Annotated in this window: 29 protein-coding genes; 9 read left to right on the top strand and 20 right to left on the bottom strand. The window is 64.5% G+C overall.

Annotation, left to right across the window (positions count from 1 at the left end):
* Positions 1-5 precede the first annotated feature (5 nt).
* The 5 genes from ACNEOT_RS08960 to ACNEOT_RS08940 all read right to left on the bottom strand — a co-directional run bounded on the left by ACNEOT_RS08960 (position 6) and on the right by ACNEOT_RS08940 (position 4776).
* The gene (locus ACNEOT_RS08960) at positions 6-839 is read right to left on the bottom strand and encodes a carbohydrate ABC transporter permease (RefSeq protein ID WP_415973516.1); all 834 of its coding nucleotides are present in this window, start codon (positions 837-839) and stop codon (positions 6-8) included.
* A complete protein-coding gene (locus ACNEOT_RS08955) occupies positions 839-1762 on the bottom strand; it encodes a carbohydrate ABC transporter permease (RefSeq protein WP_415973515.1) in 924 nt (307 codons plus the stop codon). The genes ACNEOT_RS08960 and ACNEOT_RS08955 overlap by 1 nt, the downstream gene beginning before the upstream one ends.
* Positions 1759-3081 carry an ABC transporter substrate-binding protein gene (locus ACNEOT_RS08950; protein ID WP_415973514.1) on the bottom strand — a complete coding sequence of 441 codons (1323 nt, stop codon included), beginning with the start codon at positions 3079-3081 and terminating at the stop codon, positions 1759-1761. Before ACNEOT_RS08950 ends, ACNEOT_RS08955 begins: the two co-directional genes overlap by 4 nt.
* Positions 3082-3276: 195 nt before the next feature.
* Positions 3277-3765, bottom strand: coding sequence for a general stress protein (locus ACNEOT_RS08945; RefSeq protein WP_415973513.1), 489 nt, complete (start codon positions 3763-3765; stop codon positions 3277-3279).
* 69 nt (positions 3766-3834) lie between these two features.
* Complete coding sequence (locus ACNEOT_RS08940; RefSeq protein WP_415973712.1) at positions 3835-4776, bottom strand: HpcH/HpaI aldolase/citrate lyase family protein; 942 nt, start codon at positions 4774-4776, stop codon at positions 3835-3837.
* A gap of 74 nt (positions 4777-4850) precedes the next feature.
* Here ACNEOT_RS08940 and ACNEOT_RS08935 point away from each other — a divergent pair, with 74 nt between their 5' ends.
* From ACNEOT_RS08935 to ACNEOT_RS08910, 6 genes are all read left to right on the top strand, one after another.
* Positions 4851-6125, top strand: coding sequence for a magnesium transporter MgtE N-terminal domain-containing protein (locus ACNEOT_RS08935; protein WP_415973512.1), 1275 nt, complete (start codon positions 4851-4853; stop codon positions 6123-6125).
* 20 nt (positions 6126-6145) lie between these two features.
* Complete coding sequence (locus ACNEOT_RS08930) at positions 6146-6679, top strand: DUF1003 domain-containing protein (RefSeq protein ID WP_415973711.1); 534 nt, start codon at positions 6146-6148, stop codon at positions 6677-6679.
* Between the two features lie 115 nt (positions 6680-6794).
* Entirely contained in the window at positions 6795-7667 is an 873-nt protein-coding gene (locus tag ACNEOT_RS08925; RefSeq protein WP_415973511.1) for a lytic transglycosylase domain-containing protein, read from the top strand.
* Positions 7668-7728: 61 nt separating this feature from the next.
* On the top strand, positions 7729-8865 hold the full coding sequence (locus ACNEOT_RS08920) for an Mrp/NBP35 family ATP-binding protein (RefSeq protein WP_415973510.1): 1137 nt from the start codon (positions 7729-7731) through the stop codon (positions 8863-8865).
* 92 nt (positions 8866-8957) lie between these two features.
* Positions 8958-10415: an amino acid ABC transporter substrate-binding protein/permease gene (locus tag ACNEOT_RS08915; protein ID WP_415973509.1), complete on the top strand. Its 1458-nt coding sequence runs from the start codon at positions 8958-8960 to the stop codon at positions 10413-10415.
* The gene (locus tag ACNEOT_RS08910; protein ID WP_415973508.1) at positions 10412-11185 is read left to right on the top strand and encodes an amino acid ABC transporter ATP-binding protein; all 774 of its coding nucleotides are present in this window, start codon (positions 10412-10414) and stop codon (positions 11183-11185) included. Before ACNEOT_RS08915 ends, ACNEOT_RS08910 begins: the two co-directional genes overlap by 4 nt.
* A 201-nt stretch (positions 11186-11386) precedes the next feature.
* On the opposite strand, the gene tatB is transcribed toward ACNEOT_RS08910, so the two are convergent.
* The 4 genes from tatB to sigE form a co-directional block, all read right to left on the bottom strand.
* Positions 11387-11824: a Sec-independent protein translocase protein TatB gene (gene tatB, locus ACNEOT_RS08905; RefSeq protein ID WP_415973507.1), complete on the bottom strand. Its 438-nt coding sequence runs from the start codon at positions 11822-11824 to the stop codon at positions 11387-11389.
* Between the two features lie 18 nt (positions 11825-11842).
* Positions 11843-13387 (bottom strand): trypsin-like peptidase domain-containing protein, encoded by a 1545-nt coding sequence (locus ACNEOT_RS08900; RefSeq protein ID WP_415973506.1) that lies wholly within the window; start codon positions 13385-13387, stop codon positions 11843-11845.
* Positions 13388-13489: 102 nt separating this feature from the next.
* Complete coding sequence (locus ACNEOT_RS08895) at positions 13490-13816, bottom strand: anti-sigma factor family protein (protein ID WP_415973505.1); 327 nt, start codon at positions 13814-13816, stop codon at positions 13490-13492.
* A 16-nt stretch (positions 13817-13832) separates the two neighbouring features.
* Positions 13833-14459 carry an RNA polymerase sigma factor SigE gene (gene sigE / locus ACNEOT_RS08890; RefSeq protein WP_415973710.1) on the bottom strand — a complete coding sequence of 209 codons (627 nt, stop codon included), beginning with the start codon at positions 14457-14459 and terminating at the stop codon, positions 13833-13835.
* 238 nt (positions 14460-14697) lie between these two features.
* Between sigE and ACNEOT_RS08885 the strand changes: the two genes are divergently transcribed.
* Positions 14698-15309, top strand: a complete 612-nt coding sequence (locus ACNEOT_RS08885; protein ID WP_415973709.1) for an O-methyltransferase — start codon at positions 14698-14700, stop codon at positions 15307-15309.
* A gap of 101 nt (positions 15310-15410) precedes the next feature.
* On the opposite strand, the gene glgC is transcribed toward ACNEOT_RS08885, so the two are convergent.
* On the bottom strand, positions 15411-16625 hold the full coding sequence (glgC, locus tag ACNEOT_RS08880) for a glucose-1-phosphate adenylyltransferase (RefSeq protein ID WP_037191552.1): 1215 nt from the start codon (positions 16623-16625) through the stop codon (positions 15411-15413).
* Between the two features lie 76 nt (positions 16626-16701).
* Here glgC and glgA point away from each other — a divergent pair, with 76 nt between their 5' ends.
* Positions 16702-17865: a glycogen synthase gene (glgA, locus tag ACNEOT_RS08875; RefSeq protein ID WP_415973504.1), complete on the top strand. Its 1164-nt coding sequence runs from the start codon at positions 16702-16704 to the stop codon at positions 17863-17865.
* Here the strand turns inward: glgA and ACNEOT_RS08870 are convergent.
* From ACNEOT_RS08870 to ACNEOT_RS08840, 7 genes are all read right to left on the bottom strand, one after another.
* A complete protein-coding gene (locus ACNEOT_RS08870) occupies positions 17835-18698 on the bottom strand; it encodes a putative RNA methyltransferase (RefSeq protein WP_415973503.1) in 864 nt (287 codons plus the stop codon). The two genes, glgA and ACNEOT_RS08870, sit on opposite strands and share 31 nt — an antisense overlap.
* Before the next feature lie 115 nt (positions 18699-18813).
* Complete coding sequence (locus tag ACNEOT_RS08865; protein ID WP_008714277.1) at positions 18814-18981, bottom strand: DUF3117 domain-containing protein; 168 nt, start codon at positions 18979-18981, stop codon at positions 18814-18816.
* 95 nt (positions 18982-19076) lie between these two features.
* Positions 19077-19685 carry a DNA-3-methyladenine glycosylase I gene (locus ACNEOT_RS08860; protein ID WP_415973502.1) on the bottom strand — a complete coding sequence of 203 codons (609 nt, stop codon included), beginning with the start codon at positions 19683-19685 and terminating at the stop codon, positions 19077-19079.
* Positions 19682-20056, bottom strand: coding sequence for a DivIVA domain-containing protein (locus ACNEOT_RS08855; RefSeq protein WP_415973501.1), 375 nt, complete (start codon positions 20054-20056; stop codon positions 19682-19684). The genes ACNEOT_RS08860 and ACNEOT_RS08855 overlap by 4 nt, the downstream gene beginning before the upstream one ends.
* Positions 20057-20086: 30 nt before the next feature.
* The gene (locus ACNEOT_RS08850) at positions 20087-21016 is read right to left on the bottom strand and encodes a glucosyl-3-phosphoglycerate synthase (protein WP_415973500.1); all 930 of its coding nucleotides are present in this window, start codon (positions 21014-21016) and stop codon (positions 20087-20089) included.
* A complete protein-coding gene (gene folP, locus ACNEOT_RS08845) occupies positions 21013-21873 on the bottom strand; it encodes a dihydropteroate synthase (RefSeq protein WP_415973499.1) in 861 nt (286 codons plus the stop codon). Before folP ends, ACNEOT_RS08850 begins: the two co-directional genes overlap by 4 nt.
* Positions 21870-22307: an ester cyclase gene (locus tag ACNEOT_RS08840; protein ID WP_415973498.1), complete on the bottom strand. Its 438-nt coding sequence runs from the start codon at positions 22305-22307 to the stop codon at positions 21870-21872. Before ACNEOT_RS08840 ends, folP begins: the two co-directional genes overlap by 4 nt.
* Positions 22308-22361: 54 nt before the next feature.
* Between ACNEOT_RS08840 and ACNEOT_RS08835 the strand changes: the two genes are divergently transcribed.
* On the top strand, positions 22362-23006 hold the full coding sequence (locus tag ACNEOT_RS08835) for a TetR/AcrR family transcriptional regulator (protein ID WP_415973497.1): 645 nt from the start codon (positions 22362-22364) through the stop codon (positions 23004-23006).
* Here the strand turns inward: ACNEOT_RS08835 and ACNEOT_RS08830 are convergent.
* The 3 genes from ACNEOT_RS08830 to ACNEOT_RS08820 form a co-directional block, all read right to left on the bottom strand.
* Positions 22996-24771, bottom strand: coding sequence for a long-chain-acyl-CoA synthetase (locus ACNEOT_RS08830; RefSeq protein ID WP_415973496.1), 1776 nt, complete (start codon positions 24769-24771; stop codon positions 22996-22998). The two genes, ACNEOT_RS08835 and ACNEOT_RS08830, sit on opposite strands and share 11 nt — an antisense overlap.
* A gap of 92 nt (positions 24772-24863) precedes the next feature.
* The gene (locus ACNEOT_RS08825; RefSeq protein ID WP_415973495.1) at positions 24864-25427 is read right to left on the bottom strand and encodes a TIGR00730 family Rossman fold protein; all 564 of its coding nucleotides are present in this window, start codon (positions 25425-25427) and stop codon (positions 24864-24866) included.
* Positions 25424-26176: a TIGR00730 family Rossman fold protein gene (locus ACNEOT_RS08820; RefSeq protein ID WP_415973494.1), complete on the bottom strand. Its 753-nt coding sequence runs from the start codon at positions 26174-26176 to the stop codon at positions 25424-25426. Before ACNEOT_RS08820 ends, ACNEOT_RS08825 begins: the two co-directional genes overlap by 4 nt.
* Between the last annotated feature and the right edge of the window lie 7 nt (positions 26177-26183).

Raw genomic sequence — 26183 nt, 5'->3', positions numbered from 1 at the left:
GACGGTTATCCCTTCACTGCGCCGGACGTCAAGCCCGCCACGATACGTCGTTGGAAGAAGAGCACGAAAATGATGATCGGGATCGTGATGACGACTGCTGCCGCTGCGATCGATCCTGTGGGCTCCTCGAACTGAGAGCTACCGGTGAACTGCGAGATGGCCGCCGGGACGGTGACCGAACGTTCCGTCGCCGTCAACGAGATGGCGAGCAGCAGGTCGTTCCAGGCGAAGATGAACACCAGGATGGCGGCGGTGACGATGCCAGGAGCGGCCAACGGTGCGATGACTTTCCGGAAAGCCTGTGCGGGCGTCGCGCCGTCCATCTTCGCTGCCTTTTCGAGCTCCCATGGAATCTCGCGGAAGAACGCCGAGAGGGTGTAGATCGCCAACGGCAACGCGAAGGTGATGTACGGAATGATCAGCCCCGGCCAGGTGTCGAACAATCCCAGTGAGCGGGAGATGTCGAACAGCGGTGTCACCAGCGAGATCTGGGGGAACATCGCGATGAGCAGAGCCGCGCCGACGAGGAGCTTCTTGCCCGGAAAGTCCAGGCGGGCAACGGCGTACGCGGCCATCGTGCCGATCACCACGGCGATCACCGTGGTGATCAGTCCGATGCCGATGGAGTTCACCAGCGCCGAGGTGAATTGATTGGTGGAGAAGATGCCCTTGTAGTTCTCCAGCGTGAACGACTGCGGGATGAACTTCCCGTCGGCGATGGTTGCCGTCGACTTGAACGAGAGGCTGATGATCCACAGCAGCGGAACGAGTGCGTAGAGAAGGACGAGGACGTTGACAACCGTCCAACCGGCCTTCTTGCGAGGCGTAACAGTGGTCATTACTTGCGGCCTCCGTCGTCGGATCCCGGTGCCGAGGCACCGAACAACTTGATGAACACGAACGCGATGATCGCGACGCAGAAGAAGATCAGGATGCTGATCGCCGACCCGAGTCCGAGGTTGAATGCACCGAACAGGTTGTTGTAACCCAGGATCGAGACCGATCCGGTTTCGTTGCTGCCTCGGGTGAGGACGTAGATGTTGTCGAAGATGCGGAACGCGTCGAGTGTGCGGAACAGCACCGCGACGAGGATCGCCGGCTTCATCAACGGAATGGTGATCCGCATCAACCGCGTCCAACCACCCGCTCCGTCGACCTCGGCGGCCTTGAGCAGATCATCGGGAACCAACGCCAGACCTGCCAGCAACAGCAGCGCCATGAACGGCGTCGTCTTCCACACCTCCGCCAACACGACGATCGCCAGTGACGGGAACTGCTCGGTCAGTGGAGCACTACCGTCGGGCAACAGATTGGCGAGATAGCCAGTGCCGGGGGTCCACGCGTAGTACCAGCTGTACGCGGCGGCGACGGTCACGATGCCGTACGGAATGAGCACCACGGTGCGCACCAGTCCGCGACCGAAGATGGTGCGGTGCATGACCAGAGCCACCGCGAGACCGAGGATGAACTCGATGATCACCGAGATGATCGTGATGCCCGCCGTCACGCTGAACGCCGTCCACCAGTAGCCGTCGGAGAGCACGGTCACGTAGTTGGCAAGGCCGACGAATTCACGATCCTCGGGAAACGCGAGGTTGTACTTCTGCAGGCTGAGCCAGAACGCGTAGATGATCGGATACCCGGTGACCGCGATCATCAGGATGGCGGCAGGTGCGATGAGCAGCAGCCCCAAACGACGCTCGGCCTTCTTGCCGTCGGAGACGTTTTTCAGGGCTCCCTGCCTGTCCGGAGTTTCGCTCATGGAATCAACCCTTCGGAATTGACGGCCTTGGTGACCAGATCTGCGAGCTTGTCCACGTCGGCCACCGGATCGATGTCCTGCGGCGGGTTGAGCGCGTCGGTCAGCAGAATCGAGATGCTCTGGTAGGCAGGCGAAACGGGTCGCACCGCCGCCGATTCGATGGAACCGAGAACGCCTTCCCAAGCGGGATAGACGGCTTGGAACTCAGGATCGGAGTACAAGGACTTCAGCACCGGCGGCACACCACCGTTGACGGCGTTGTTGCGCTGATTCTCCTGGTTGGTGAGGCATTCGACGGCCTCCCACGCGAGGTCCTCGTGCTGGGTGGTCTTCGCGACACCGATGTTGAACCCGCCGATGGTGACCTTCGCGGGCTCACCCGGATTCACCTCCGGATACGGAGCGCTGCGGAAGACCTCGGCGATCTTCGCGTCCTGCTGATCGGCAGGCACATTCGCCAGATCCAGGAACGAGACGGCACCGGCGACGGCGTTCTCCTTCAGGCCGGGAAGCACGAACGGGTAGTTGACCTGGAAGGCCATCCGTCCCGCTTCCATGCCCAGCCGGGAGGTTCCCTCGTCGCTCTGCGAGACCGACGGATCGTGCCCTTCGGCAGTGGCGACCCGCTTGATGATCTCGAGGGCTTTCTCGGTTGCGGCGCGATGCTCGGGAGTGTCGTTCAGTGTCACCGTCGTTCCGTCCTCGCCGACGACCGATCCACCCGCGCTCTCGAGCAGCGAATTGAACCAGACCATGAAGCCCTCGTACTGCTTGGCCTGGACGCCGATCTCCGCGGGCTTGCCCGCCGCCGCATTGGCCTCGGCCACATCGATCAACTGATCCCACGTCTGCGGCGGGACGCCGCCGGGCACCTCGTCCGGCCGGTACCAGAGCAGCTGGGTGTTCGAGTTGAGCGGAACCGCATACAGCTGGTCCTGCCATTCCGCGGTGGCGAGCGGACCCTCGAGGGTGGAGCCGTCGCGCAGCTTCGCCGACAGATCCTCGGGAACGGGCAATGCCCATCCGGCTTCGGCGAATTCGGCCGTCCACACCACGTCGAGTGTCATCAGGTCCAGCGTCTTGTCGTTACCGGCGAGACGCCGCGCGAGCTGGAGACGCTGATCGTTGGCGCTCTTGGGCAATGTCCGCTGCTCCACGCGGTATCGGCCGTTCGACGCGTCCGAACACACCTGTGCCGCAGCGGCGTACTGCTCTGCGCCGTCTGCGGCAGTGTAGAAACTCAGAACCGGAACCGAACTGTCGGACGAACCACACGCTGCGAGCAACGGGCTCGTCACCAGAGCCGCTGCCGCCAACACCCCTATCCTCGTTGCTTTTCCAGGCCTACGACCACGATGTCTCGGCACTCTCCGCCTCCGTACGTTCAGTTACTCGCGCAGCGCTCGTATGGGTACTGCCGTGCACGAAAGAAACGTAACCGAACTCACTGGCATTGAGGGGAGATTGGGGCTATTCCGTTACCTGTCGGTTGCCTGGTCGTCCAATCGATGTGATCAAATCGACAGTTTCGCGAGCAGGTCGCGCGCTTTCTCGGCAGTTCGGGGCTCACACAGAACGTCGTACCGACCGGCGACCAACTGCATGCTCGACGCGAAATCTCGCTGCCCCTTGGTGGCCGCGTACGGAATGGACGCCGAGATCAACCCGAAGATGATGCCGCCGCCGACGCCGATGAGCAGTGCTCCGAAGATGTTCTCGCTGAAGATACCGAGGACCAGGCCGAGGAACACACCGAGCCACGCACCCGAAACAATGCCTCCACCAATGACTTTCGGCCAGGTGAGCCGGCCGAGAACACGCTCTACCTGCATGAGGTCGACGCCGACGATCGTGACGTCCTGCACCGAGAACTCCTCGTCGGAGAGGTAGTCGACGGCGCGCTGCGCCTCGGCGTAGGTGGGGTACGAACCGATGGGCCAGCCGGAGGGCGGCGTCGGCAGCCCCTGCCCTGGGCGGCCGGACTGCGACATGGGATTGGTCATGACTCCATTGTGCCCCGAAACGGACACCCGGCACACCCGTTGTGCCGGTTCACAGCACGGTGGCGTCGGTCAGGAGGTGGGCGGTACGAAGGCCGTCGTGCGCGCCATTCCCGACGCTCGCCCCTTGGCAGAGACCACGAGTGCCATCTTGCGGCTCGCCTCGTCGATCATCTCGTCGCCCAGCATCACCGCGCCGCGACCACCGCCCGCCGCGGAGGTATGGAACTCGTAGGCGTCGAGAATCATCTCGGCCTTGTCGTAATCGGCCTGACGCGGCGCGAAGATCTCGTTGGCTGCCTCGATCTGCGTCGGATGCAGCACCCATTTCCCGTCGAACCCCAGGGCCGCCGTGCGGCCGGCCGCGCGACGAAAGGCGTCGACATCGCGAATCTGAAGGTACGGCCCATCGATCGCCTGCAGACCGTGAGTACGGGCAGCGAGCAGAATGGTCATCAGAATGTGGTGGTAGGCGTCGCCGGTGTCGTACCCGACCGGCTGCTCGCCGACGACCAAAGTGCGCATGTTGACGCTGGCCATAAGATCGGCGGGACCGAACACTAGTGTCTGTACCCGCGGGCTCGCGGTCGCGATCTCGTCGATGTTGCGCAGACTGCGGGCACTCTCGATCTGCGGCTCGATGCCGATGGCACCGACGTCGAGACCGTGTTCCTTTTCGAGCTGAGTGAGCAGCAGATCCAACGCCTGCACGTGCGCAGCGCACTCCACCTTCGGCAGCAGGATGGCGTCGAGATGGCGGCCGGCACCGGACACGACGTCGATGACGTCGCCGTACGTCCACTGCGTCGTCCAGTCGTTGACGCGCACGACCTTGAGCTGCTCGCCCCAGCCGTCGGAGTTGAGAGCATCGACTATGCGCTCTCGGGCTTCGACTTTGGCGATGGGCGCAACGGCGTCCTCGAGATCGAGAAAGACCGCGTCGGCAGCAAGCCCCTTGGCCTTGGCGATCATCTTGTCCGAACTGCCCGGAACGGCCAGCACCGACCGCCGCATGCCCGATGCACTCACGAAAGCACAACCCCTGTCTGATTCACCCTCTGTACTACCGAGCCTCTAACCTTGCCATCATGGCAGCACTGAGCAAGGTATTCGCGGCCAGGCTGGCCGGCCTGGGCGTCCTGGGCCCCGACGGCGAATCGATCGGGCGGGTCCGTGATGTGGTGATCTCGATGCGCGTCGGCCGAGCGCAGCCGAGAGTTCTCGGTCTCGTTGTCGAATTGGCAACTCGCCGAAGAATTTTCGTGCCGATGCTGCGCGTCACCAGCATCGAGCCCAACTCGGTTCAGCTCACGACCGGCAACGTGAGTCTGCGTCGATTCACCCAGCGCGCGAACGAGATCCTCGTCTTCGCGCAGATCCTCGACTCCAAGGTCCGCGTCGACGACCCCGAACTCGACGAACTGCACGACGCCGAATCCATCGTGGTCGACCTCGGCATCGAGATCACCCGAACCAGGGACTGGGTTGTCGCTCGCGTAGCGGTACGCAAGCAACGCCAACGCCTCGCGCGCCGCGGCGCGATCCACGTCGTCGACTGGCAGCACGTACAGGGGCTCACCCAGAACGAGCTCTCGATGCCCGATCAGGGTGTGGCACAGCTGCTCATGCAGTTCGAGGATCTGCGCGCCGCCGATGTCGCGAACGCGATGCGCGAACTCCCCGTCAAGCGCCGCATGGAAGTGGCAAGGGCCCTGGACGACGAGCGGCTCGCCGACGTCGTCCAGGAGCTCCCCGACGACGACCAGGTGGAGCTGATGCACTACCTCGGCGTCGACCGCGGAGCAGACCTGCTCGAGGCCATGGACCCCGACGACGCCGCCGACCTCCTCGGCGAGCTGCCCGAAACCGAAGCGGAATCGCTTCTGCGACTGATGGATCCGGAGGACTCCGCGCCAGTCCGCCGTCTGCTCGAGCACTCCCCCGACACCGCCGGTGGTCTGATGACCCCCGAGCCCGTCGTACTCACCGCGTCGACGACGGTGGCCGAGGCGCTGGCCCGGGTGCGCAACCCCGATCTGACGCCTGCGCTGGCTTCCCTGGTGTTCGTGGTGCGGCCGCCGACCGCAACGCCCACCGGCCCCTATCTGGGCTGCGTGCATCTGCAGCAACTTCTGCGAGAACCTCCGGCGAGTCTGGTCGGCGGGTTCGTCGACAGTGCGCTCCCGCGATTGTCGCCGGACGACAGCCTCACCGCTGTGACGCGATACTTCGCGACGTACAACCTCGTCTGCGGCCCGGTGGTCGACGACGAGGACCACCTGGTCGGGGCCGTGACCGTGGACGACGTCCTCGATCACCTGCTGCCCGAGGACTGGCGAGATCAGGAAGTGGCCGGACAGTGAAAGAAACAGCACGCCAAAGGATGGACACTCCGCGCGGATCGCGGCTGTTCAATTTCTCGTTCGACGTGGACCTCGGAAAGTCCGGCGAGCGCGCCGCCCGCTTCCTCGGCACCGGCCGCTACCTGGCCATCCAGACCGGCATCGTGATCGTCTGGATCTTTCTCAACGTCGCCGCGGTCAACCTGCAGTGGGACCCCTACCCCTTCATTCTGCTCAACCTCGCCTTCTCGACCCAGGCCGCGTACGCCGCGCCGTTGATCCTGCTCGCCCAGAATCGCCAGGACGACCGCGACCGCGTCTCCCTCGAAGAGGACCGGTCCCGCGCGCAACAGACCAAGGCCGACACCGAATTCCTCGCCCGGGAGTTGGCGGCGTTGCGTATCGCTGTCGGCGAGGTCGCCACCCGCGATTACCTGCGCCGCGAACTCGACGAGATCAAGGCGCTTCTCGAGCAGGCGACCGGTCAGCCGGTCACGTCGCCGAAGAAGGCGCGAAAGAAGGCGGCGGCACGCGTGCCGGACGAAGCGGCTGCGCCCGACCCCGATGTGCAGTAGCGAGCCGTGCTGATAACGGGCCGATAACAGAACAGTCTCGAATCAGGTACCCTCGATCCCGGTCATCAGGTCGGGCCCCGGGCTTCTCCGGGGAATTGCAGGAGGTACAGCACGCGTGGGTCGTCACAGAAAAGCATCGACTTCCAGAGTCCGACGGAATTCGGTGATTGCTCTGGCAGGTCTCGTCCCCGCAGGACTCGTCACCGCCGCCACCAGCGCGGGAGCCACGGAATACATCCCGTTCGTCAGCGCCAAGACAACTCCGGCGGCACAGGAATCGAACTCGGTGGCCGAGACTCCTCAGCCGATCGCCCAGGAACAGCAGGCGCAGCCCGTGGCCGCGGCAGAGCAGCCGGTGCCCGCTCCGGTCCCGGCACCCGCTCCGGTCCCTGAGATCCCGCCCACACCCGAACTGCCCACCAACCTCGCCGTCAGTCCCATCGCGATACCGGTCGTCAACGTCTCCGCGTACAAGAACGCCGAGCGGATCCTGGCTCAACAGCAGCCCGGTTGCGGCATCAGCTGGACCGTCATCGCCGGCATCGGCCGCGTCGAATCGACGCACGCGAACAACGGCAAGGTCGACGACTCGGGCGAACTGCACGAGCCCATCCTCGGACCGCGCCTCAACGGCACCCTCGCCGGCAACCAGGTCATCCGTGACACCGACGGCGGCGCGCTCGACGGCGACGCCGAATACGACCGCGCGGTCGGACCCATGCAGTTCCTGCCTTCGACGTGGAACCTCTATCACGCAGACGGCAACGGCGACGGAGTCTCCGACCCGCAGAACCTCTACGACGCAGCGCTGGCCACCGGGATGTACCTCTGCGACGACGGCACCAACATGCGCGACCTCGGGTCGACGACCCGAGCGATCCTGCGCTACAACAACTCGATGGCCTACGTGGCCAATGTGCTCGCCTGGTCGGCCGGATATGCCACCGGCATCGTCCCGTCCTCGGACCAGCTGCCGCGTATTCACTGATCACATGTCCTGGCCTGCCCTGCTGTTCATCGGCGCACAGCCCACCGCATAGCATGAGCCAATGGCTGTATTGACCGAATCCGACGTTCGGACCGCGCTTTCCAAGGTGATCGACCCGGAGATCCGCAAACCCATCACCGACCTCGGGATGGTCAAGAGCATCGACATCTCCGACGACGGAGCCGTCGGCGTCGGCATCTACCTCACCACGTCCGGTTGCCCGATGAAGACCGAGATCAGCGACCGCGTCAAGAACGCAGTCGCCGACGTCGCAGGCGTCGGCACAGTAACGGTCGAACTCGACGTGATGAACGACGAGCAGCGCACCGAACTACGCAAGTCCCTGCGCGGCGATTCCGCAGAGCCGATCATTCCCTTCGCGCAACCCGGATCCCTGACGCGCGTGTACGCGGTGGCGTCGGGCAAGGGCGGCGTCGGCAAGTCCAGTGTGACGGTCAATCTGGCAGCCTCCCTCACCGCTCGTGGACTGTCGGTCGGTGTGCTCGACGCCGACATCTACGGGCACTCCGTGCCCCGCATGCTCGGCAACGACGCACGGCCGACACAGGTCGAGAAGATGATCATGCCGCCGCAGGCGCACGGCGTGAAGTTCATCTCGATCGCCCAATTCACGCAGGGCAACACCCCGGTCGTCTGGCGCGGTCCGATGCTGCACCGCGCACTGCAGCAATTCTTGGCCGACGTCTTCTGGGGCGATCTGGACGTCCTGCTGCTCGATCTTCCCCCCGGTACCGGAGACGTGGCAATCTCTGTCGCACAACTCATTCCGAGTGCCGAGATCCTCGTGGTCACCACTCCGCAGCAGGCCGCGGCCGAGGTGGCCGAGCGCGCGGGCGCAATCGCGCTGCAGACTCGTCAGCGCGTCGCCGGTGTGGTGGAGAACATGTCATGGCTCGAGCTGCCCGACGGCACGCGCATGGACATCTTCGGATCCGGTGGCGGACAGGACGTATCGGACAGATTGACCAAAGCCGTGGGTGCCAGCGTTCCCCTGCTTGGTCAGATTCCACTCGACACCGCAGTCCGCGAGGGCGGCGACGCCGGCACACCCATCGTGCTGAGCAACCCGGAATCGCCTGCGGCACAAGCACTCGAAGCCGTAGCCGCGAAGCTGGCTGTGCGTGAGCGCGGACTGGTCGGAATGTCGCTCGGTATCGATTCGGCACGCAAGCTCTAGAAACGACGGCTATACCCGACAATCGGCGTCGGAAACAGGGTTGAAACCTTATGATTTGCCTTCAATCCTACTGTCGATAGAGAGTGGCCTTCATGAAGAAGCCGCATCGGATCAGGCCGGTCGTCGTTCCGGTCCTGATCGCACTGCTGATAACCCTGCTGGGATCGTTGCTCGGCCCCGGCCTCGCGTCGGCGCAACCCGTCCCTCCCGCGCAGAACTACTCGATCGCGACCGACACCACCTTCGCGCCCTTCGAATTCCAGGACGAGAGCGGCAAACTCGTCGGAATCGACATGGACCTGCTCGCCGCCATCGCGGTGGATCAGGGCTTCGAATACACCGTCGAGCAGGTCGGCTTCGACACGGCCCTGCAGGGCGTCACCAGCGGCCAGTTCAACGGCATGATCGCCGGAATGTCGATCACCGACGAGCGCAAGGCCACGTTCGACTTCTCCGAGCCGTACTTCGATTCCGGTGTCCAGATGGCCATTCTGGAGTCCAACGACGAAATCAAGGGCTACGAGGACCTGCGCGGCAAATCCGTCGCGGTCAAGAACGGCACCGAGGGCGCAACGTTCGCGGGATCGATCGCCGATCAGTACGGCTTCACCATCCGCAGCTTCGACGACTCGGCGACCATGTTCGAGGAAGTTCGCACCGGCAACTCGGCAGCGGCATTCGAGGACTACCCGGTGCTCGCGTACGGCATCACGCAAGGCAACGGATTCAAGACCGTCACCGAGAAAGAAGCCGGTGCCAGTTACGGATTCGCCGTCGCCAAGGGCACCAACGCGCAACTGCTCGAGCAGTTCAACACCGGCCTCGAGAACCTGCGCGCCAACGGTCAATACGACCAGATCCTCGACACGTACCTCAACGCCGAGGCCTCCACCGCCGACACCTCCATTCCCGGCCTGATCGCCAGCAGCTGGCAGTTGCTGCTCAAAGGCCTGTGGCTGACCATCGTCCTGACCGTCATCTCCATCGCCATCGCACTGGTTCTCGGTGGGATCTTCGGCCTCTTCCGAGTCTCGACCAACATCGTGCTCCGCGGCATCGGCACCACCTACGTCGACATCTTCCGTGGCACACCACTTCTGGTGCAGGCGTTCTTCATCTACTTCGGTGTGCCTGCGGCCCTGAACTTCCAGATGTCGGCCTTCACCGCGGGCATCATCACGCTCTCGCTCAACGCCGGTGCCTACATGGCCGAGATCGTCCGCGGCGGCATCCTCGCCGTCGACAAGGGCCAGATGGAAGCCTCACGCAGCCTCGGCATCAGCTACCTCAAGTCCATGCGAAAAGTGGTGATGCCACAGGCAATTCGCACGATGATCCCGTCGTACATCAATCAGTTCGTCATCACGCTCAAGGACACGTCACTGCTCTCGGTCATCGGCCTCGCCGAACTCACCCAGACCGGTCGCTTGATCATTGCCCGCAACTTCGAGTCGTTCAACATGTGGCTCATCGTCGGCGTCCTGTACTTCATCATCATCATGGCTCTCACCAAGCTGTCGAACCGGCTCGAGAAGAGGATCAACAAATGAGCACCGAACTGACCAAGGACCTGCCGGTCGACAAGGGGCCGGGAACGAAGATCTCGATCAAGGCCCTCGAGAAGGCATTCGGCGACAACAAGGTCCTCAAAGGCATCGACGCCGAGATCGCCAACGGTGAAGTGGTGTGCGTCATCGGACCGTCGGGCTCCGGCAAGAGCACGTTCCTGCGCTGCCTCAACAAGCTCGAAGACATCACCGCCGGATCGGTCGTCGTCGACGGTACCGACCTGACGGCGAAGAACGTCGACCTGGACAAGGTGCGCCAGAACATCGGCATGGTGTTTCAGCACTTCAACCTCTTCCCGCACATGACCGCCCTGCAGAACGTCATGCTGGCGCCCGTCGAGACGAAGAAGATGTCGAAGTCACAGGCCAAGGAAGCGGCGTTGAAGCTGCTCGAGCAAGTGGGTCTGTCCGATCGCGCGGAGTACAAGCCCGCCAACCTCTCCGGCGGGCAGAAGCAGCGCGTCGCCATCGCACGAGCCTTGGCCATGAGCCCGTCGATCATGCTGTTCGACGAGGCCACCAGCGCCCTGGACCCCGAGATGGTGGGCGAAGTACTGCAGGTGCTGCGCGACCTCGCCCAGGGCGGTATGACGATGGTCGTCGTCACCCACGAAATGGGCTTCGCGCGCGAAGTATCGGATCGAGTGATCTTCATGGCCGAGGGCGTCATCGTAGAAGAAGGCACACCCGACGAGTTGTTCGGAAACCCACAGAACCCCCGAACTCAGGACTTCCTGAACAAGGTGCTCTAGCCCGCCAACCCCGCCTACTCCCCCAGCCCGCCCGCTCCCGCTCCCCCGGTTGGCGTGAATGGACCACTGCAGCGCTCAGACGTATGCAAGGGTCCATTCACGCAGCAGCGGGGTCGGCGTCAATGGACCATTTCCGCGCTCAGACGTATGCAAGGGTCCATTGACGCGGACGGGTGGGACCGAACGGGGAAGGATTGGGGCTTACGTGGCGTCGGCGTCGATCGGCGGCGTATCGCCCGCCGCGAGTTTCGGCGCGTCTTTGCTCATCGACACCGCACCGGCCTGAGGCGTCGGTCCACCCGAGCTTTTCGGTTTGGCGTCGAAGGGCTTGCCCTTGAATGTGTCTTCCACAGGGTTCTTGAAGATCGAGTCGTCACCGTCGAGCAGGTGTTTGGTGATCACGGCCCGCGGGGTCATGCCCCGAAGCTGATTGAGATCCGCCAGGGGCTTGCGGAGGTCCTCGAAGTCGGTGCCCAGCTCGTCCTTGAGTTGCTGGCTCGCGCCGTTGGCGTAGTCCTTGACCTGACGGATCGACTTGGACACCCAGCTGATAGCGCCGGGGAGGCGATCGGGGCCGAGGATGACGAGAGCTGCTACGAGGAGGATGACGAGCTCTCCCCAACCGATGTTGCCGAACACGCCTGCCAGCCTACGTCGTCAGTCCGAAACCGGCGTGACGGAGAGGTCGACCAACCGCCCCGACCGGACGAGTTGCACCGGAACCGGCTGACCGATCGTGGTCGCCTGCACCGCGACGACGAGTTCGTCCGCGTCGCCGACGGCGCGATCTCCGACCTTGGTGATGACGTCCCCTTCGACGATTCCGGCTTGCTGCGCGGGACCTCCCGAGCGGACGTTGGCAACTTCGGCTCCCGCCGAGGTCTCGTTGATGACCGAGCGTGCGTTGACCCCGATGTCCGGGTGCCGCATGACCCCGTCCTTGATCAACGCGTTCGCGACCTCGGTGACCTCGTCGACGGGAATGGCGAAGCCGAGGCCCACCGAACCGCCGCTCTCGCTTCGGATGGCCGAGTTGATGCCGATTACGCGGCCCTCGAAGTCGATGAGCGGGCCACCGGAGTTACCGGGATTGATGGCAGCGTCGGTCTGCACCGCGTCGATGACGGCGTTGGTGTCGGTGCCCTCCCCCGACAGCGAGACGGGACGGTCGAGCGCGCTGACGATGCCCGAGGTGACGGTCTTGTTCAGTCCGAGCGGCGACCCGACGGCGATGACGTCCTGCCCGACGCGAACGTCGGCCGAGTTACCGAGTTGGGCCTCGGTGAGGTTGCCGACGTCGGTCTTGAGCACGGCGAGGTCGGTCTTGGTATCGCGGCCGACGATGCGTCCGGGCACTTTGGTGCCGTCGGAGAACGTCACTTCGAGCGTCGAATTTTCCGTGTCGGATGCCGCGAGGGAGATCACGTGGTTGTTCGTGACGATGTAGCCCTCGTCGGCGTCGATCACGACGCCCGAGCCGGTGCCCCCGGTCTCGCCGAGTGTCACCTGGATCGATACCACCGACGGCAGAACGGCGTCGGCGACTTTGCTGATCTGGCCGCGCGGGATGTCGTCGCCGCTGGACTGGGTCAGCGTTACTTTCTGACTGGTCAGTGCGCCGGCCACCTCGGCGGTCAGACGACCGAAGAGTCCACCGACCAACCCGATGACGAGAGCGACGACACCGAGGACGACGAGGGCCCTGATCGAGACCGAGCGACCGAACAACACGTCGCGCACACCGAGCTTGGTGCCCGCTGGGAGAACGGGAGGGGGTGGGGTGTCGACGGCCGCGCCGCCCAACGACACTCGCGCGTTGGGGTCACGCCAGGGATCCTCGGGTGCAGCTGGAGGGGTGTCGCTCTCGTTCTCGGCGTTCGGGTCGCGCTGAAGTGATTCTCGCGCGTCGTCCGGGCGTCCGAAAGCCTCGGCGAGGATGGGATCGGGTGGCCGCACCGATACACGCGCGGGCAGTTGTTCACCGGGCCTGCGCGGAGAGAACGAACCGTCGACATCATCGGGGCGTCCGAACACCGAGGCCGAAACCGGGTCGACGGAGGGTCGATACACCGGACGAGGTGGCAACCGCGGACCTTCCGGTCCGGCCGAACCGAAGCCGTCGGGCTCGATCTCCGCCGGGTCGGTGCCTGCGGTCTCGGTGCTGGTCGAATTCGATGTCACGCGTCCGGTTACCCCTCGCATACGTCGGTGTGAGAGTTCAGTATCACTCGAGCGGTCGGCTCGGCTCGATGCAGGTGAGAACTTCGATGCAGGTGAGAAGTCGTCGCGCGTATGTGGATGCAGTCAGCGTCGGCGACGACGGACGTCGGCGACAGCGGAAAGAAAGGTTCGCTTGGTGTGGGCCGGCCGGTCCTCGCCCGCGCAGGACGGTATCTGACTGAGCAGACCGAGCAGCGAGTGCGGCATCGACATCTCGCCGGCCCCGCGAAGCGCCTTGCGCGCCTGCTGCTGGGCTTCCACCTCGGCGGCGCACTCCGGGCACTCGGACAGGTGATCGGCCGCGCGGAGGTAGGCGGGCATTCGCAACTCGCCGTCGACGTACGCAGCGACGGCCTCACTGGCCAGATGTTCGGTGGAGCTGAATTGCCTTCGCTTGCGCGCCTGCGTCATCCAACCCTCCTCGTAGCTAGTGGACACTTGCGTGACCCGAGTCGACCTTCCCGTGCACTCGAAGGTACTCGCGTAGAGCTTGGCGTCCACGGTGAATGCGACTGCGAACAGTTCCGAGCTTGACGCCCAGTGTCGCACCGATCTCCTCGTACGACAGCCCTTCGATGTCGCACAGCACGATTGCGGCGCGAAACTCCGGTGCCAACGAGTCGAGCGCGGACTGCAGATCCGGGTCGAGGCGCGCATCGTGGTAGATCTGCTCGGGGTTGGGCCGGTCGGAGGGGACGCGGTCGTAGTCCTCGGGGAGGGCTTCCATGCGGATGCGGCTGCGGCGACGAACCATGTCCAGGAACAGATTGGTGGTGATGCGGTGCAGCCAGCCCTCGAAGGTGCCCGGCTGGTAGTTGGACAGGGAGCGGAACACCCGAATGAAGGTGTCCTGCGTCAGGTCCTCGGCATCCTGAGCGTTGCCGGAGAGGCGGTATGCCAATCGGTAGACGCGATCGCCGTGTTCGCGAACCAACTCGTCCCAGGACGGCATGGAGGAGTCCTCGCCGGTCGCATCGAACACTGCGGTGCCGCTGAGATCGTCGGGCGTGGGTACTGACTCGGGTAGACGCGCGGTGTCGCGATCGCCGTTGATCTTGTAAATAGTTGGATCCTCCTGCTCAGGACTGCGTACGTCCTTCTGATTCAACCGACGACTACCCTCGGATGTTCCAGCTCACACTTCGCAATCGAGACGGACCTTCGATTCCTCCACAGCCTGACGGACCCGGGTGTGGGTCCGGTATGAATCAGCTGAGGCGCACCTGAGAATGTGTGCGTGAGAATGTGCCGGGGCACGATAACCTCGGGTCGTGCCGACCAACGCCGAGAAGATGCTCGCCTACGCCGAAGACTCCGCCCAGGAGGACGAGGTTCTGATCGCAGCCAGAGAGCGAGCCGTCGACCTCGGTGCCGCACCGGTCCCACCCTCGGTTGGAGCGATTCTGTCCATCTTCACTCAGATGCTCGGCGCGAAGACGGTCGTCGAAATCGGAACGGGCGCGGGAGTGAGCGGTCTGTGGTTGCTCGACGGGATGCGCGCGGACGGCGTTCTCACCACCATCGACACCGAACCGGAACACCAACGCGCGGCCCGAGAAGCGTTCCGCGCGGGTGGAATTGCGCCCTCGCGCACCCGGTTGATCAACGGCTGGGCTCTGGACGTGCTCCCCCGGCTGGCCGACGACACCTACGATCTGGTGTTCATCGACGCCAGTCCGGCAGACCACCCGCATTTCGTCGCCGAGAGCGTCCGACTGCTCCGCCCCGGCGGAGTTCTGGTGCTGCACAACGCGTTACTCGGCGGGCGAGTGGCCGATCCGGCCCAGCGTGACGCGACCGCAGTTGCCGTCCGATCCGCCGCCCGGGCAATCGCCGAGGACGAGCGCCTGACGACGGTGCTACTGCCCCTCGGTGACGGTTTGATCTGCGCGTCGCGGGCCTGAGCGGCTGCGCCGCATGTGAGCGGTATTTCGAAGCCGGCTACGAGGCAGGAGTGGAGCCCGCGAAACGATCCGAGGGCTCCACCGCTCACATGCCGCAGGCTCTAGATCCAGACGCCCTTGCCGACGGAAACGACTCCCCCGGCGCTGACGTTGAATCGTTCGCGGTCGCGTTCGTGGTCGACGCCGATGATCTCGCCGTCGCCGACGACGACGTTCTTGTCCAGAATCGCGTGCCGTACGACGGCACCCTTACCGATCTTGACGCCGGGCATCAGGACGCTGCCCTCGACGGTCGCACCGCTGTCGATCATGACGTTGGAGCTGAGCACCGAGTTGCGGACGGTGGCAGCAGAGAGGATGCAGCCGGCACCGACGACCGATTCCTGAGCCAGGCCGCCCTGAACGAATTTTGCAGGCGGGAGGTTCTCGGCCGAACCGCGGATGGGCCAGCGACGGTTGTAGAGGTTGAAGATGGGGTGCACCGACACCAGGTCCATGTGGGCGTCGTAGAAGGCGTCGATGGTGCCCACGTCTCGCCAGTAGCCGCGGTCACGTTCGGTGGCACCGGGTACGACGTTGTCGTTGAAGTCGTACACAGAAGCGACGCCCGCTTCGACGAGCGCCGGGATGATGTCGCCGCCCATGTCGTGATCGGAGTCGACGTTCTCGGAGTCCGCCTTGATGGCGTCGACGAGCACCTTGGTGGTGAAGACGTAGTTGCCCATGGAGGCGTAGGTGACGTCGGGGTCGTCGGGGGTGCCGGGCGGTTGAGCCGGCTTCTCGAGAAACTGAGTGATCTTGCCGTTCTCGTCGGAGTCGATGCACCCGAAGGCGAATGCCTCGCTGCGCGGAACTCGGATGCCGGCGACGGTGACGCCTGCACCGGAGTCGATGTGCTGCTGCACCATCTGCTCCGGGTCCATCCGATAGATGTGGTCGGCACCGAACACCATGATGTATTCGGGGTCCTCGTCGTAGACCAGGTTCAGTGACTGGAAGATGGCGTCGGCACTGCCGGTGTACCACCGGGGTCCGAGACGCTGCTGCGCCGGAACCGGAGTGATGTACTCCCCGGCGAACCCGGACAGCCGCCACGTCTGCGAGATGTGGCGGTCCAGTGAATGGGACTTGTACTGAGTGAGCACGCAGAGCCGGAGGTAACCGGCGTTGACGAGATTGCTCAGTACGAAGTCGATGAGTCGGTAGGCGCCCCCGAAGGGAACGGCTGGCTTGGCTCGGTCCGCGGTCATCGGGTAAAGGCGCTTACCCTCTCCGCCGGCAAGCACAATCCCTAGTACGTGCGGTTGTGTCCTCACCCACTCAACCTATCCGCACCGAGAGAACCTTGCTAGCAGTACACGCACAACTGCCGGGGAATGTAGGTTCGTTCACGTGCGCGTAGCAATGATGACCAAGGAATATCCCCCGGAGATCTACGGTGGCGCAGGAGTTCATGTCACGGAGTTGTCCGCGCAGCTGAAATCGCTGTGCGAGGTCGACATCCACTGCATGGGCGCGCCGCGAGAGACCGCGCAGGTGCACGATCCGGATCCCGCACTGGCCGGAGCCAACGCCGCGTTGACGACGCTGTCGGCGGAGCTGCGGATGGCGAACGCCGCGGCAGGAGCCGACGTGGTGCATTCACACACCTGGTACACCGGCTTCGCGGGCCACCTCGCCGCCGAGTTGTACGACGTTCCGCACATCCTCACTGCACACTCACTCGAACCGCGACGGCCGTGGAAGGCCGAGCAACTCGGCGGCGGGTACCGCATCTCGTCCTGGTCCGAGAAGAACGCCGTCGAGTACGCCGACGCCGTCATCGCGGTCAGCGAGGGCATGGCCAAGGATGTGCTCGACGCCTACCCGCGGCTCGATCCCAGCCGAGTGCATGTGGTGCGCAACGGAATCGACACCGAGCGTTGGTTCGCAGACCACGGCACCGCGACTCTGGACGAGATCGGCGTCGACCGAAGCAAGCCGATCGTCGCGTTCGTCGGCCGCATCACCCGGCAGAAGGGCGTGGGCCACCTGATCGCCGCGGCCCACCACTTCGATCCGTCGATCCAGCTCGTCCTGTGCGCAGGTGCACCCGATACCCCGGAGATCGCCGCAGAAACCGAGCGGGCAGTGGCTTTGCTCGCCGAACAGCGCAGCGGCGTGTTCTGGGTCAAGGACATGCTCCCCACCGACAAGATCCGCGAAATACTCTCTGCAGCAGCGGTTTTCGTTTGCCCGTCGGTGTACGAGCCACTCGGCATCGTCAACCTCGAGGCCATGGCCTGCGAGACCGCCGTCGTGGCATCGGATGTCGGCGGTATCCCGGAGGTCGTCGACGAGGGCCGCACCGGACGCCTGGTGCACTACAACTCCTACGAGCCCGAGTCCTTCGAGCGGAACCTGGCCGACACCGTCAACGAGGTCGCCCTCGATCCGACGCTGGCGACGGCCATGGGCAAGGCCGGACGCGAGCGAGCAGTCGCCGAGTTCTCGTGGGCGTCGATCGCGAAGCAGACACTCGCCGTCTACAACGACGCCTTGGCGCGCCGTCGGTAGCTCGACACCGTCACCGACGCGGTGACCTCTACGATCTCCGGCAACTGCGCCAGCGCCGCGGACCGCGCGTGGGGATCACCGTGCCGCGCGGACGGGCCCATGCCGATCAGCGCCTCGATATCGTTGTGCGAGAGCATCATCGAGTACTCGACCGGGGATTCGGCCGCCGGCTCGAACAGGCCGGACAACGATTCGCTCAGGCGGCGGGTCTTGTCCTCCTCGACACCGATCAGGCCCAGTGGCCCCCGCAGCTCACGCTGATGACGCGACGTCGGGGTGACGACGACCAACACGCCGTCGTCGACGAGAACCCGATGCAGTTCCCCGGCGTTGCGCGGAGCGAACACGCACGTCACCGCGGACAGAACCCCTGAACGGACCGGAAGTCCGCTCCAGATGTCCGCGACCACGGACCCCAGCCGAGGATGCGCCCGTGCGGCGCGCCGGGCCGCGAACTTCGACACGTCGACACCGACCCCCAAGGCTCCGGGGCGGGCGTCGAGCACAGCCGCGAGATAGTGGCCGGTGCCGACCCCGACATCGAGCACCACCTCACCGTCCGTCGGGACGGCCGCCGAGACCGCTGCGGCGATCGCGTCGAAGTGCCCCTCCCCCAGGAACACATCGCGCGCCGCGATCATCGCGGCCGAGTCTCCGGTGAATTTGCCGCCGTCACCGGTCAGCAAACTGACGTAACCCTGCCGGGCGACGTCGAACGAATGCCCTCGATCGCACCACAGCGTTCGATCGGTGTCGCCCACACCGAGCCCCGAGTCCACCTCGTGTGCCCGGCACTGCGGACACAACAGCACATCGACGACGTCGGTCAGCATCGGACGCCTCCCTCCATCGCAGCTTCGGCGGGCACAACGGACGTGAATACAACACAAAGCCCCGCTTGCCGGTACGGCGAGCGGGGCTGAGCGACAAAATCGATCGACCCGGCGATCAGCCGGTGACGCCCTTCAGTTCGTCACCGAGTGCCGCGGCCTCGTCGGGGGTCAACTCGACGACCAAACGGCCGCCCCCCTCGAGCGGGACACGCATGACGATTCCTCGTCCCTCTTTGGTTGCTTCGAGGGGACCGTCCCCAGTCCGGGGCTTCATCGCCGCCATCCTCTGCTCCCTCCAGATCTGCGCCCATCAGCTCGGCGCCTCGGCCTAAAAGATAAATTCGTCGCGGGGCGACGGGTGTTGTCTGCCATTCTTCCCTATCGCCGTCGATACCGGGAACCGGAGTCGGTATTCGCGACCTGCACCCAGCAACCCGACAGGTGATCGTCGACCATTCCGGTGGCCTGCATCAAGGCGTATGCGGTTGTCGGACCGACGAATCGCAGCCCCCTACGCTTGAGTTCCTTGGCCAGAGCCGTCGATTCCGCAGTCGAGGCGGGCACGTCCGAGAACTCAGTCAGGCGCGCCGACCTGGGCTCGGGAGCGAAGGACCACAGCAGAGTATCGAGGTCGGTGTCGTCGAGTTCCACGATGGCCCGCGCGTTGCTCACTGCTGCTTCGATCTTGAGCCGATTACGCACGATCGACGCGTCGTTCATCAACCGTTCGATGTCGGCGTCGCCGAAGCGGGCCACCTGCTCGGGATCGAAGCCGGCGAACGCACTGCGGAAACTGTCGCGCTTGCGCAGGATCGTGATCCACGCCAGTCCCGACTGGAACGCTTCGAGACACAGGCGCTCGTAGAGCTCGTTGCGGCCGTGGAGCGGCTGTCCCCACTCTGTGTCGTGGTAGTCCCGGTACACCTCGTTGTCGGTGGCTCCCCAGGGACAGCGCAGCCTGCCGTCCGGCCCTGCAACCGCACTCATCGCTCGTCGGGCTCGGAGGCAACCGAATCCTCGCCCGCGGACGTCCGGGACTCGGACGACACCGTTGCCTGCGACCACAGCTGCTCGCCGGCCTCGGCTGCGGACAATCTCGACCGGAGCATGTCGATTTCGCCGCCGAGTCGTTCGAGTGCCCAGTCGACCTCGCTCGGCTTGTATCCCCGCAGGGTCTGCTGAAACTTCAGCGCGTGCACGTCGGCTCCCGTGATGCCCTCCGCAGGGAGGACGGTCGCGGTGGCTCCCTCGGGCAGCGGGCCCAGTTCCTCACCGCGACCGAACACCGCCGAAGCCACGAAGAACAATGCGGCAGCGACCACGGCAATGACGACGATGTAGATCAGCAGCGTCAACATGCCACGATCTTGTCACGCCCGACCGACACGCTATTTCAGCGAGTTCATCGCCGGTCGGTCCAACAAGGACACCTCGGTGGAGAACGGCTCGAACGAATCGCCCTCGACACGGAACTGCATCAGACCGGCACCGGAATCGACCATGCCGCACCGATTGAGCATCGTTCCGACGATCTGCCTGCTCATCGCTCCGAGTTCGACCAGCGGGCGATTGCGGTGCTTGCGCACACCCAGATTCACCTGGCCGATGGCCCGCAGGCCGAGCCTGTCGTAGGTATCGAGCAGCAGCCCGATCTCCACTCCGTAACCGGGCGCGAACGGCACCGCGGACAAAAGCTCGCGGGTACCCGCGTACTCCCCGCCGAGGGGCTGAATGACACCGGTCAACTCCGGACGCAAGGCAGCGAGCAGCGGCCTGGCAACCAGCTCGGTGACGCGGCCACCACCGTTGGCATCCTCGGTTCCGCTTGTCCGCAGTGGACGCCGGTAATAGCCCTTGACCAGATGGATGCCGTCGCCCATCAGCAGTGGGCCCAGCAGCTTGGGCACGAAGGCCGGATCGGGGTTGATCAGGTCGGAATCGACGAACGCGATGAGATCACCGGTCGACGCGGCGACCGATCGCCACAGCACCTCGCCCTTGCCCGGCACCGGATCGATGCCCGGCACCGCTTCCTCGCGGCTGATGACACGCGCGCCGGCCGCCGTAGCGCGCACAGCGGTGTCGTCCGTCGAGCCGGAGTCCAACACGATCAGTTCGTCCACGAGGCCACCGAGCAACGGGTGGATCGTGTCGACGACGGCGGCGACCGTCTGTTCCTCGTTGAGTGCCGGGAGTACCACCGACACCGTTCGGCCCGCCTTGGCGGCCTCGAGCTCGGCGATGGACCATTGCGGGGTGTCCCAGCTGTTGGTCTCCGACCACGCCCGGGTCACGTCCGTTCGATCTGCGAGTGTCATGCCAGACCCCTGACCGTTCGCGCCGGGGCTCTCAGACCCTGGATCGCTGCCACCATGTCGACGACTCTTCTGGTCGACGCAACTTCGTGAACCCGGAACATTCGGGCCCCGCCTGCTGCGGCCAATGCTGTCGCTGCCAATGTTCCCTCCAACCGGTCGGCGAGCTCTACGCCTAGAGTCTCGCCTACGAAGTCCTTGTTGCTCAGCGCCATGAGCACAGGCCACCCGGTGTTTACAAGATCGTCCACGCGACGCAACAACTCGAGCCCGTGATAGGTGTTTTTCCCGAAATCGTGCGTCGGATCGATCAGAATCGAATCCTTTCGCACCCCCTCCGCGACAGCGTTCTCCGCGGCGGCGGTGACTTCGGCGATGACGTCGGCCACCACATCGGCGTACCGAACCCGATGCGGGCGGGTCCGTGGCACGGCGCCGCCGGTGTGGGAGCAGACGATGCCGACGCCCTCGGCGGCAGCGACGCGTACCAACTCGGGGTCGGCCCCGGCCCACGTGTCGTTGATCAGATCCGCGCCGACGCCGCAGGCCAGTCGAGCGACCTCGCTGCGCCAGGTGTCGACACTGATCAGCATCTCCGGATAGGCGTCCCGGATGGCCTCCACGAACGGAACGACGCGGCGGATCTCTTCCTCGGCATCGACGGCGTCACCGGGGCCGGCCTTCACACCTCCGATGTCGATCATGTCGGCACCCTCTGCCACGGCCCGGTGCACCGACGCCATCGCCGCGTCATCGGTGAAGTTGGCTCCCTTGTCGTAGAACGAGTCGGGAGTGCGGTTGACGATCGCCATGACGAGTGCGCGATCGTCGGGCACCGACTTGCCGCAGAGAGTGCTCATTCATCCATAGTGGCATTTCGGCGGGCGTGCTCGAGCGCGATGGTGTCGGCACCCACATTGGCCCGATGCCGAGCACCTCGCCCCTCGTCGTCGAGTTCGATGACGTGGAACTGCTCGATGAACACGGGTAGGCCGGATGCGGGGATGCCGAACAGCGGCGAACCCGTGTGCGTACCGCGCATCTCCACCCGCGCGGCGACGCGATCGCCTTCCCCGAACAGGTCTCCGATCGTGACGTCGAGATCCGGCATCGCCGACCGGAACATCGCGATGGCCCCTTTCAGGTGTGTCGCTATGTCCGGTTCGTCGGGGCCGAACGCATGCCGATCGACCGCGGTCGGCGCGAGAGCCGCGTCGACGGCCGAGAGGTCACCTCGTCCGAATCCGTCCTCGAAAACACGTCCAACTCGGATCTTGGCCTGCTGAATATCCATGACGCCCCAATTCGTTCATGTGACACTCGGATGAATATGGATATACTCCGTCCGATGGCCGAGAACGTCAAGAGGAAGTACGACTCCACGGTTCGACGGGAGCATGCCGAAGCCACCCGGTTACGCATCATCGAGGCGGCGCGCACGCTCTTTCTCGAGCACGGCTATGCGAAGACAGCAGTTCCGTCCATAGCGGCCGCCGCCGAGGTCTCGCCGGACACCGTGTTCCACGTCTTCAAGAACAAGCGGACGCTGCTGCGGGAGCTGATCGATCTGGACATCGGCGGCGACAGCGATCCGACGCCGATCATGCAGCGCGCCCCTGCCCTCGCAGTGCGCGACGAACGCGATCAACGGACTCAGCTGCGCATGTTCGCGTCGGGAATGGCCCGCCAGGTCGCGCGGGTCAGGGCGCTCGACGACATCCTCGTCGGAGCAGCTGCCGTCGACGAAGACATCGCGGCGCTGCGACAGGACATTCAAGATCGCCAACGTCGGGCGGCGATGATGCAGATCGCCGAGTGGATTCGAGCGCGCGGAGAACTGGCGGTCGACATCGAAACGGCAGGAACGACGATCTGGGCACTGACCAGCCCGGAAATGCATCGAATGCTGTGCGAGCGGTCGGGCTGGACGACCGACCGCTACGCACAGTGGCTCGAGATCACACTGACCGCGAGTTTGCTCGTTACCCCTTAGGGGCCTTGCCTGCGGCGACCTCGGCGACGTAACCGTCGTACGCCTTCTCGTAGCCACCGGACTTGCCGCGCAGCACGTACAGGTCGCTGGCGCTGTCTTCCTCGTAGCCGAGCTTGCGCAAGGCCACCTTCTGGCTCTTGAACGTCGAGGTCTGCTCGAGGCTGTCGACGACGCGGACGAAGAGCGGTACCGCGTATGTAGGGAGTTTGTCGTAGAGGTGCTCGGCCATCGCTTTGCCGTCGAAGGTCTCGCCCTCGCGCAGCGTCACCGCAGCCATGCCTGCTTTGCCGTCGGTTCCTTCGATGTCGACGCCGTAGACGACGGCACCGTCGATCGACGAGTGCCCACCGAGGGCTCCCTCGACCTGCGTGGTGGCGACGTTCTCGCCCTTCCAGCGGAAGGTGTCACCGAGGCGGTCGACGAACGCGACGTGCATCCAGCCCTGTTTGCGGACCAGGTCGCCGGTGTCGAACCACGCGTCGCCGTCCTTGAACCCGTCGCGCACCATCTTTTTCTCGGTGGCCTTGTCGTCGGAGTACCCGTCGAACGGTGCCCGATCGGTGATCTTGGACAGCAGCAGTCCGATCTCACCGTTGCCGACCTTGCGCAGCTTGCCGTCCTGGCCACGCTTGGCCTTGCCGGATTCCTCGTCGTACTGGACGACGGCATACGGAAGCGGGCAGATGCCTGCGGTCTTCTTCATGTTCAGTGCGTTGATGAACGCGATGTTGCACTCGCTGGCACCGTAGAACTCGGCTACGCGGGAGATACCGAATCGTTCGGTGAACTCTTCCCAGATCTCCGGACGCAGTCCGTTGCCGACGATGAGCTTGACCGAGTTGTCGCGGTCGGAACTCTTCTTCGGCTGCGTCAGCAGGTAACGGCACAGCTCACCGATGTAGGTGAACGCGGTTGCCTTGTTGACGCGGATGTCGTCCCAGAAGTTGCTCACCGAGAACTGCTTGCCGATGGCCATCGTCGCGCCGCCTGCGAGCACGGAAGACAGCGTCACCGTCAGAGCATTGTTGTGATAAAGGGGCAGGCAGCAGTAGATGACGTCGTTGCTGCGTAGCCGCACGCCCATGTTGCCCAGACCGGACATCGATTTGAGCCAGCGGAAGTGGCTCATCAGGCTGGCCTTCGGCATGCCGGTGGTGCCCGAGGTGAAGATGTAGAACGCCTTCTCCTTGGCCTGGATCTCCGCGGTCACCTTCGGGTTCGCCTTCGGGGCCTGTGTCGCGAGCTCGGCCAGCTTCTTCAGCGGTAGCACCGACCCGACCTTCGGTTCCCCGTCGAGCGAATCGAGAGCTTCCTGCGCGTTCTCGTCCAGCACCAGAACCCGTGCCTCGAGAATGCCGAGACTGTGCTCGAGCACATCACCGCGCTGGTTGTAGTTCAGCATTCCCGCGGTGGCACCCAGCTTGACGGCAGCGAGCGCCGCGAACAATGCCTCGGGGCGGTTCTTGCTGAGGACGCCGACGACGTCTCCGCGCTGGACACCGTGGTCGGCGAAGACCGCGGCGTACTGATTGACCAGCTCGTTCGCGTCCTTGTACGAGGTCGACTCCCCCTCGAAACGCACGAACGGACGGTTGGTGTGCTTGGCTGCGGCGTCCTGGAAGATCAGGCCTATCGACACCTTGTGGTCGGGCTTGCGAGTGAACCCCGCCAGCCCTTTGAGCAGACTCGGCACCTCCGTCACCATTTTCGGCAACGCGACCGCGAGGTCGGTCACTCCGATTTTCTGACGGGCATCGACAGCCATGAACTCCCCTTTGAAGACGATGTGAGATAACTAACCCTACTAGAGAGTAACAACTTTGAGCATCTCACTGCCCGCGCTCGGTTGGTGACCTGTCACAACGTCGTGCAGGCGTCCAGAGCTGCGTCGACGGTCGTTGTTCTGACCAGGGCGTCCAGGGCCCGTTGCTGCACGAACCCGGCGGGCTGCAGGCCGTCGATCCACTGCATCAGGCCGTCGAAATGTCCGAATGGGTCGAGCATCACCATCGGCTTGCTGTGCATGCCCAGGTAGCCCGCGGTCCACGTCTCGAACAGCTCCTCCAGCGTCCCGATCCCACCCGGCAGGGTGATGAATGCGTCGGCGCGGTCCTCCATGATCTTCTTCCGCTCGCGCATCGTGTCGGTCACGATCAGCTCGTCGGCATCGACGTCGGCTACCTCGCGATGCACCAACGCCTTCGGGATCACGCCGACGGTGTTCCCGCCTGCTGCCCGCGCCGCCGCGGCAACCGCACCCATCATCGAGACGTTGCCCCCGCCCGAGACGAGCTGCCAACCGCGTCGACCGATCTCGGTGCCGACCTCACGAGCGAGCTCGATGAACGAGGCGTCGACCGGACCCGACGCGCAGTAGACGCAGACGCTGACCGGGTGTGAGGTCGATGCACGATCGTTCACTGCTGGGCCTCGCGGACGATGCGGACAGCCTCGTCGACGCTGTCGGTGCAGTGGATCAGATCGAGGTCCTTCTCGGACACCTTGCCTTCTTTCACGAGAGTCGTCTCGAGCCACTCGAGCAGTCCCGACCAGAAGTCCTTGCCCAGCAACACGATCGGGAACCTGGTGACCTTGGCCGTCTGCACCAGGGTCAGCGCCTCGAAGAGTTCGTCGAGAGTACCGAAACCACCGGGTAAGCACACGAATGCCTGGGAGTACTTCACGAACATGGTCTTGCGCACGAAGAAGTAGCGAAAGTTGACACCCAGATCGACCCATTCGTTGAGGCCCTGCTCGAACGGGAGCTCGATACCGAGCCCGATCGAATAGCCGTCGGCCTCGCTCGCCCCGCGGTTCGCCCCTTCCATCACGCCGGGTCCGCCGCCGGTGATGACGGCGTAGCCCTCCTTCGCGAGAGCTGCTCCGAGTTGCCGGGCTCGGGCATACTCGGGATGGTCGACGGGAGTGCGCGCCGAACCGAACACCGTAACTGCCTTCGGTACCTCGGCGAGCGCGCCGAAACCCTCGACGAATTCGCTCTGGATGCGCAGTACTCGCCATGTGTCGGAGTGGATCCAGTTTCCTGACCCCCGCTCGTCGAGCAGGCGTTGATCCGAGGTGGACGTCTCGGTGTTCCGGCTGCGCCGGAGTACGACGGATCCCTTGTGCTTGGCCGGTTTCTCGCTACCAGCTCGCTCGTCGCTGTTCATGCCGTCC

The sequence above is a fragment of the Rhodococcus sp. 077-4 genome (genome assembly GCF_047782425.1).
Classification (GTDB): Bacteria; Actinomycetota; Actinomycetes; order Mycobacteriales; family Mycobacteriaceae; genus Rhodococcoides.
This window is presented reverse-complemented; position numbering and strand designations above follow the sequence as displayed.

What these genes read in the sequence shown, in the direction of transcription:
- ACNEOT_RS08850 (WP_415973500.1), bottom strand. Translation starts at nt 21,016, where the DNA reads ATGACACTCGCAGATCGAACGGACGTGACCCGGGCGTGGTCGGAGACC.
- ACNEOT_RS08955 (WP_415973515.1), bottom strand. Translation starts at nt 1,762, where the DNA reads ATGAGCGAAACTCCGGACAGGCAGGGAGCCCTGAAAAACGTCTCCGAC.
- ACNEOT_RS08920 (WP_415973510.1), top strand. Translation starts at nt 7,729, where the DNA reads ATGGCTGTATTGACCGAATCCGACGTTCGGACCGCGCTTTCCAAGGTG.
- ACNEOT_RS08830 (WP_415973496.1), bottom strand. Translation starts at nt 24,771, where the DNA reads ATGGCTGTCGATGCCCGTCAGAAAATCGGAGTGACCGACCTCGCGGTC.
- folP (WP_415973499.1), bottom strand. Translation starts at nt 21,873, where the DNA reads ATGAGCACTCTCTGCGGCAAGTCGGTGCCCGACGATCGCGCACTCGTC.
- ACNEOT_RS08930 (WP_415973711.1), top strand. Translation starts at nt 6,146, where the DNA reads ATGGACACTCCGCGCGGATCGCGGCTGTTCAATTTCTCGTTCGACGTG.
- ACNEOT_RS08865 (WP_008714277.1), bottom strand. Translation starts at nt 18,981, where the DNA reads ATGGCGGCGATGAAGCCCCGGACTGGGGACGGTCCCCTCGAAGCAACC.
- ACNEOT_RS08835 (WP_415973497.1), top strand. Translation starts at nt 22,362, where the DNA reads ATGGCCGAGAACGTCAAGAGGAAGTACGACTCCACGGTTCGACGGGAG.
- ACNEOT_RS08820 (WP_415973494.1), bottom strand. Translation starts at nt 26,176, where the DNA reads ATGAACAGCGACGAGCGAGCTGGTAGCGAGAAACCGGCCAAGCACAAG.
- ACNEOT_RS08940 (WP_415973712.1), bottom strand. Translation starts at nt 4,776, where the DNA reads ATGCGGCGGTCGGTGCTGGCCGTTCCGGGCAGTTCGGACAAGATGATC.
- ACNEOT_RS08895 (WP_415973505.1), bottom strand. Translation starts at nt 13,816, where the DNA reads ATGACGCAGGCGCGCAAGCGAAGGCAATTCAGCTCCACCGAACATCTG.
- ACNEOT_RS08860 (WP_415973502.1), bottom strand. Translation starts at nt 19,685, where the DNA reads ATGAGTGCGGTTGCAGGGCCGGACGGCAGGCTGCGCTGTCCCTGGGGA.
- ACNEOT_RS08910 (WP_415973508.1), top strand. Translation starts at nt 10,412, where the DNA reads ATGAGCACCGAACTGACCAAGGACCTGCCGGTCGACAAGGGGCCGGGA.
- ACNEOT_RS08960 (WP_415973516.1), bottom strand. Translation starts at nt 839, where the DNA reads ATGACCACTGTTACGCCTCGCAAGAAGGCCGGTTGGACGGTTGTCAAC.
- ACNEOT_RS08935 (WP_415973512.1), top strand. Translation starts at nt 4,851, where the DNA reads ATGGCAGCACTGAGCAAGGTATTCGCGGCCAGGCTGGCCGGCCTGGGC.
- ACNEOT_RS08870 (WP_415973503.1), bottom strand. Translation starts at nt 18,698, where the DNA reads ATGCTGACCGACGTCGTCGATGTGCTGTTGTGTCCGCAGTGCCGGGCA.
- ACNEOT_RS08900 (WP_415973506.1), bottom strand. Translation starts at nt 13,387, where the DNA reads ATGCGAGGGGTAACCGGACGCGTGACATCGAATTCGACCAGCACCGAG.
- ACNEOT_RS08885 (WP_415973709.1), top strand. Translation starts at nt 14,698, where the DNA reads ATGCTCGCCTACGCCGAAGACTCCGCCCAGGAGGACGAGGTTCTGATC.
- ACNEOT_RS08915 (WP_415973509.1), top strand. Translation starts at nt 8,958, where the DNA reads ATGAAGAAGCCGCATCGGATCAGGCCGGTCGTCGTTCCGGTCCTGATC.
- ACNEOT_RS08855 (WP_415973501.1), bottom strand. Translation starts at nt 20,056, where the DNA reads ATGTTGACGCTGCTGATCTACATCGTCGTCATTGCCGTGGTCGCTGCC.
- ACNEOT_RS08945 (WP_415973513.1), bottom strand. Translation starts at nt 3,765, where the DNA reads ATGACCAATCCCATGTCGCAGTCCGGCCGCCCAGGGCAGGGGCTGCCG.
- ACNEOT_RS08840 (WP_415973498.1), bottom strand. Translation starts at nt 22,307, where the DNA reads ATGGATATTCAGCAGGCCAAGATCCGAGTTGGACGTGTTTTCGAGGAC.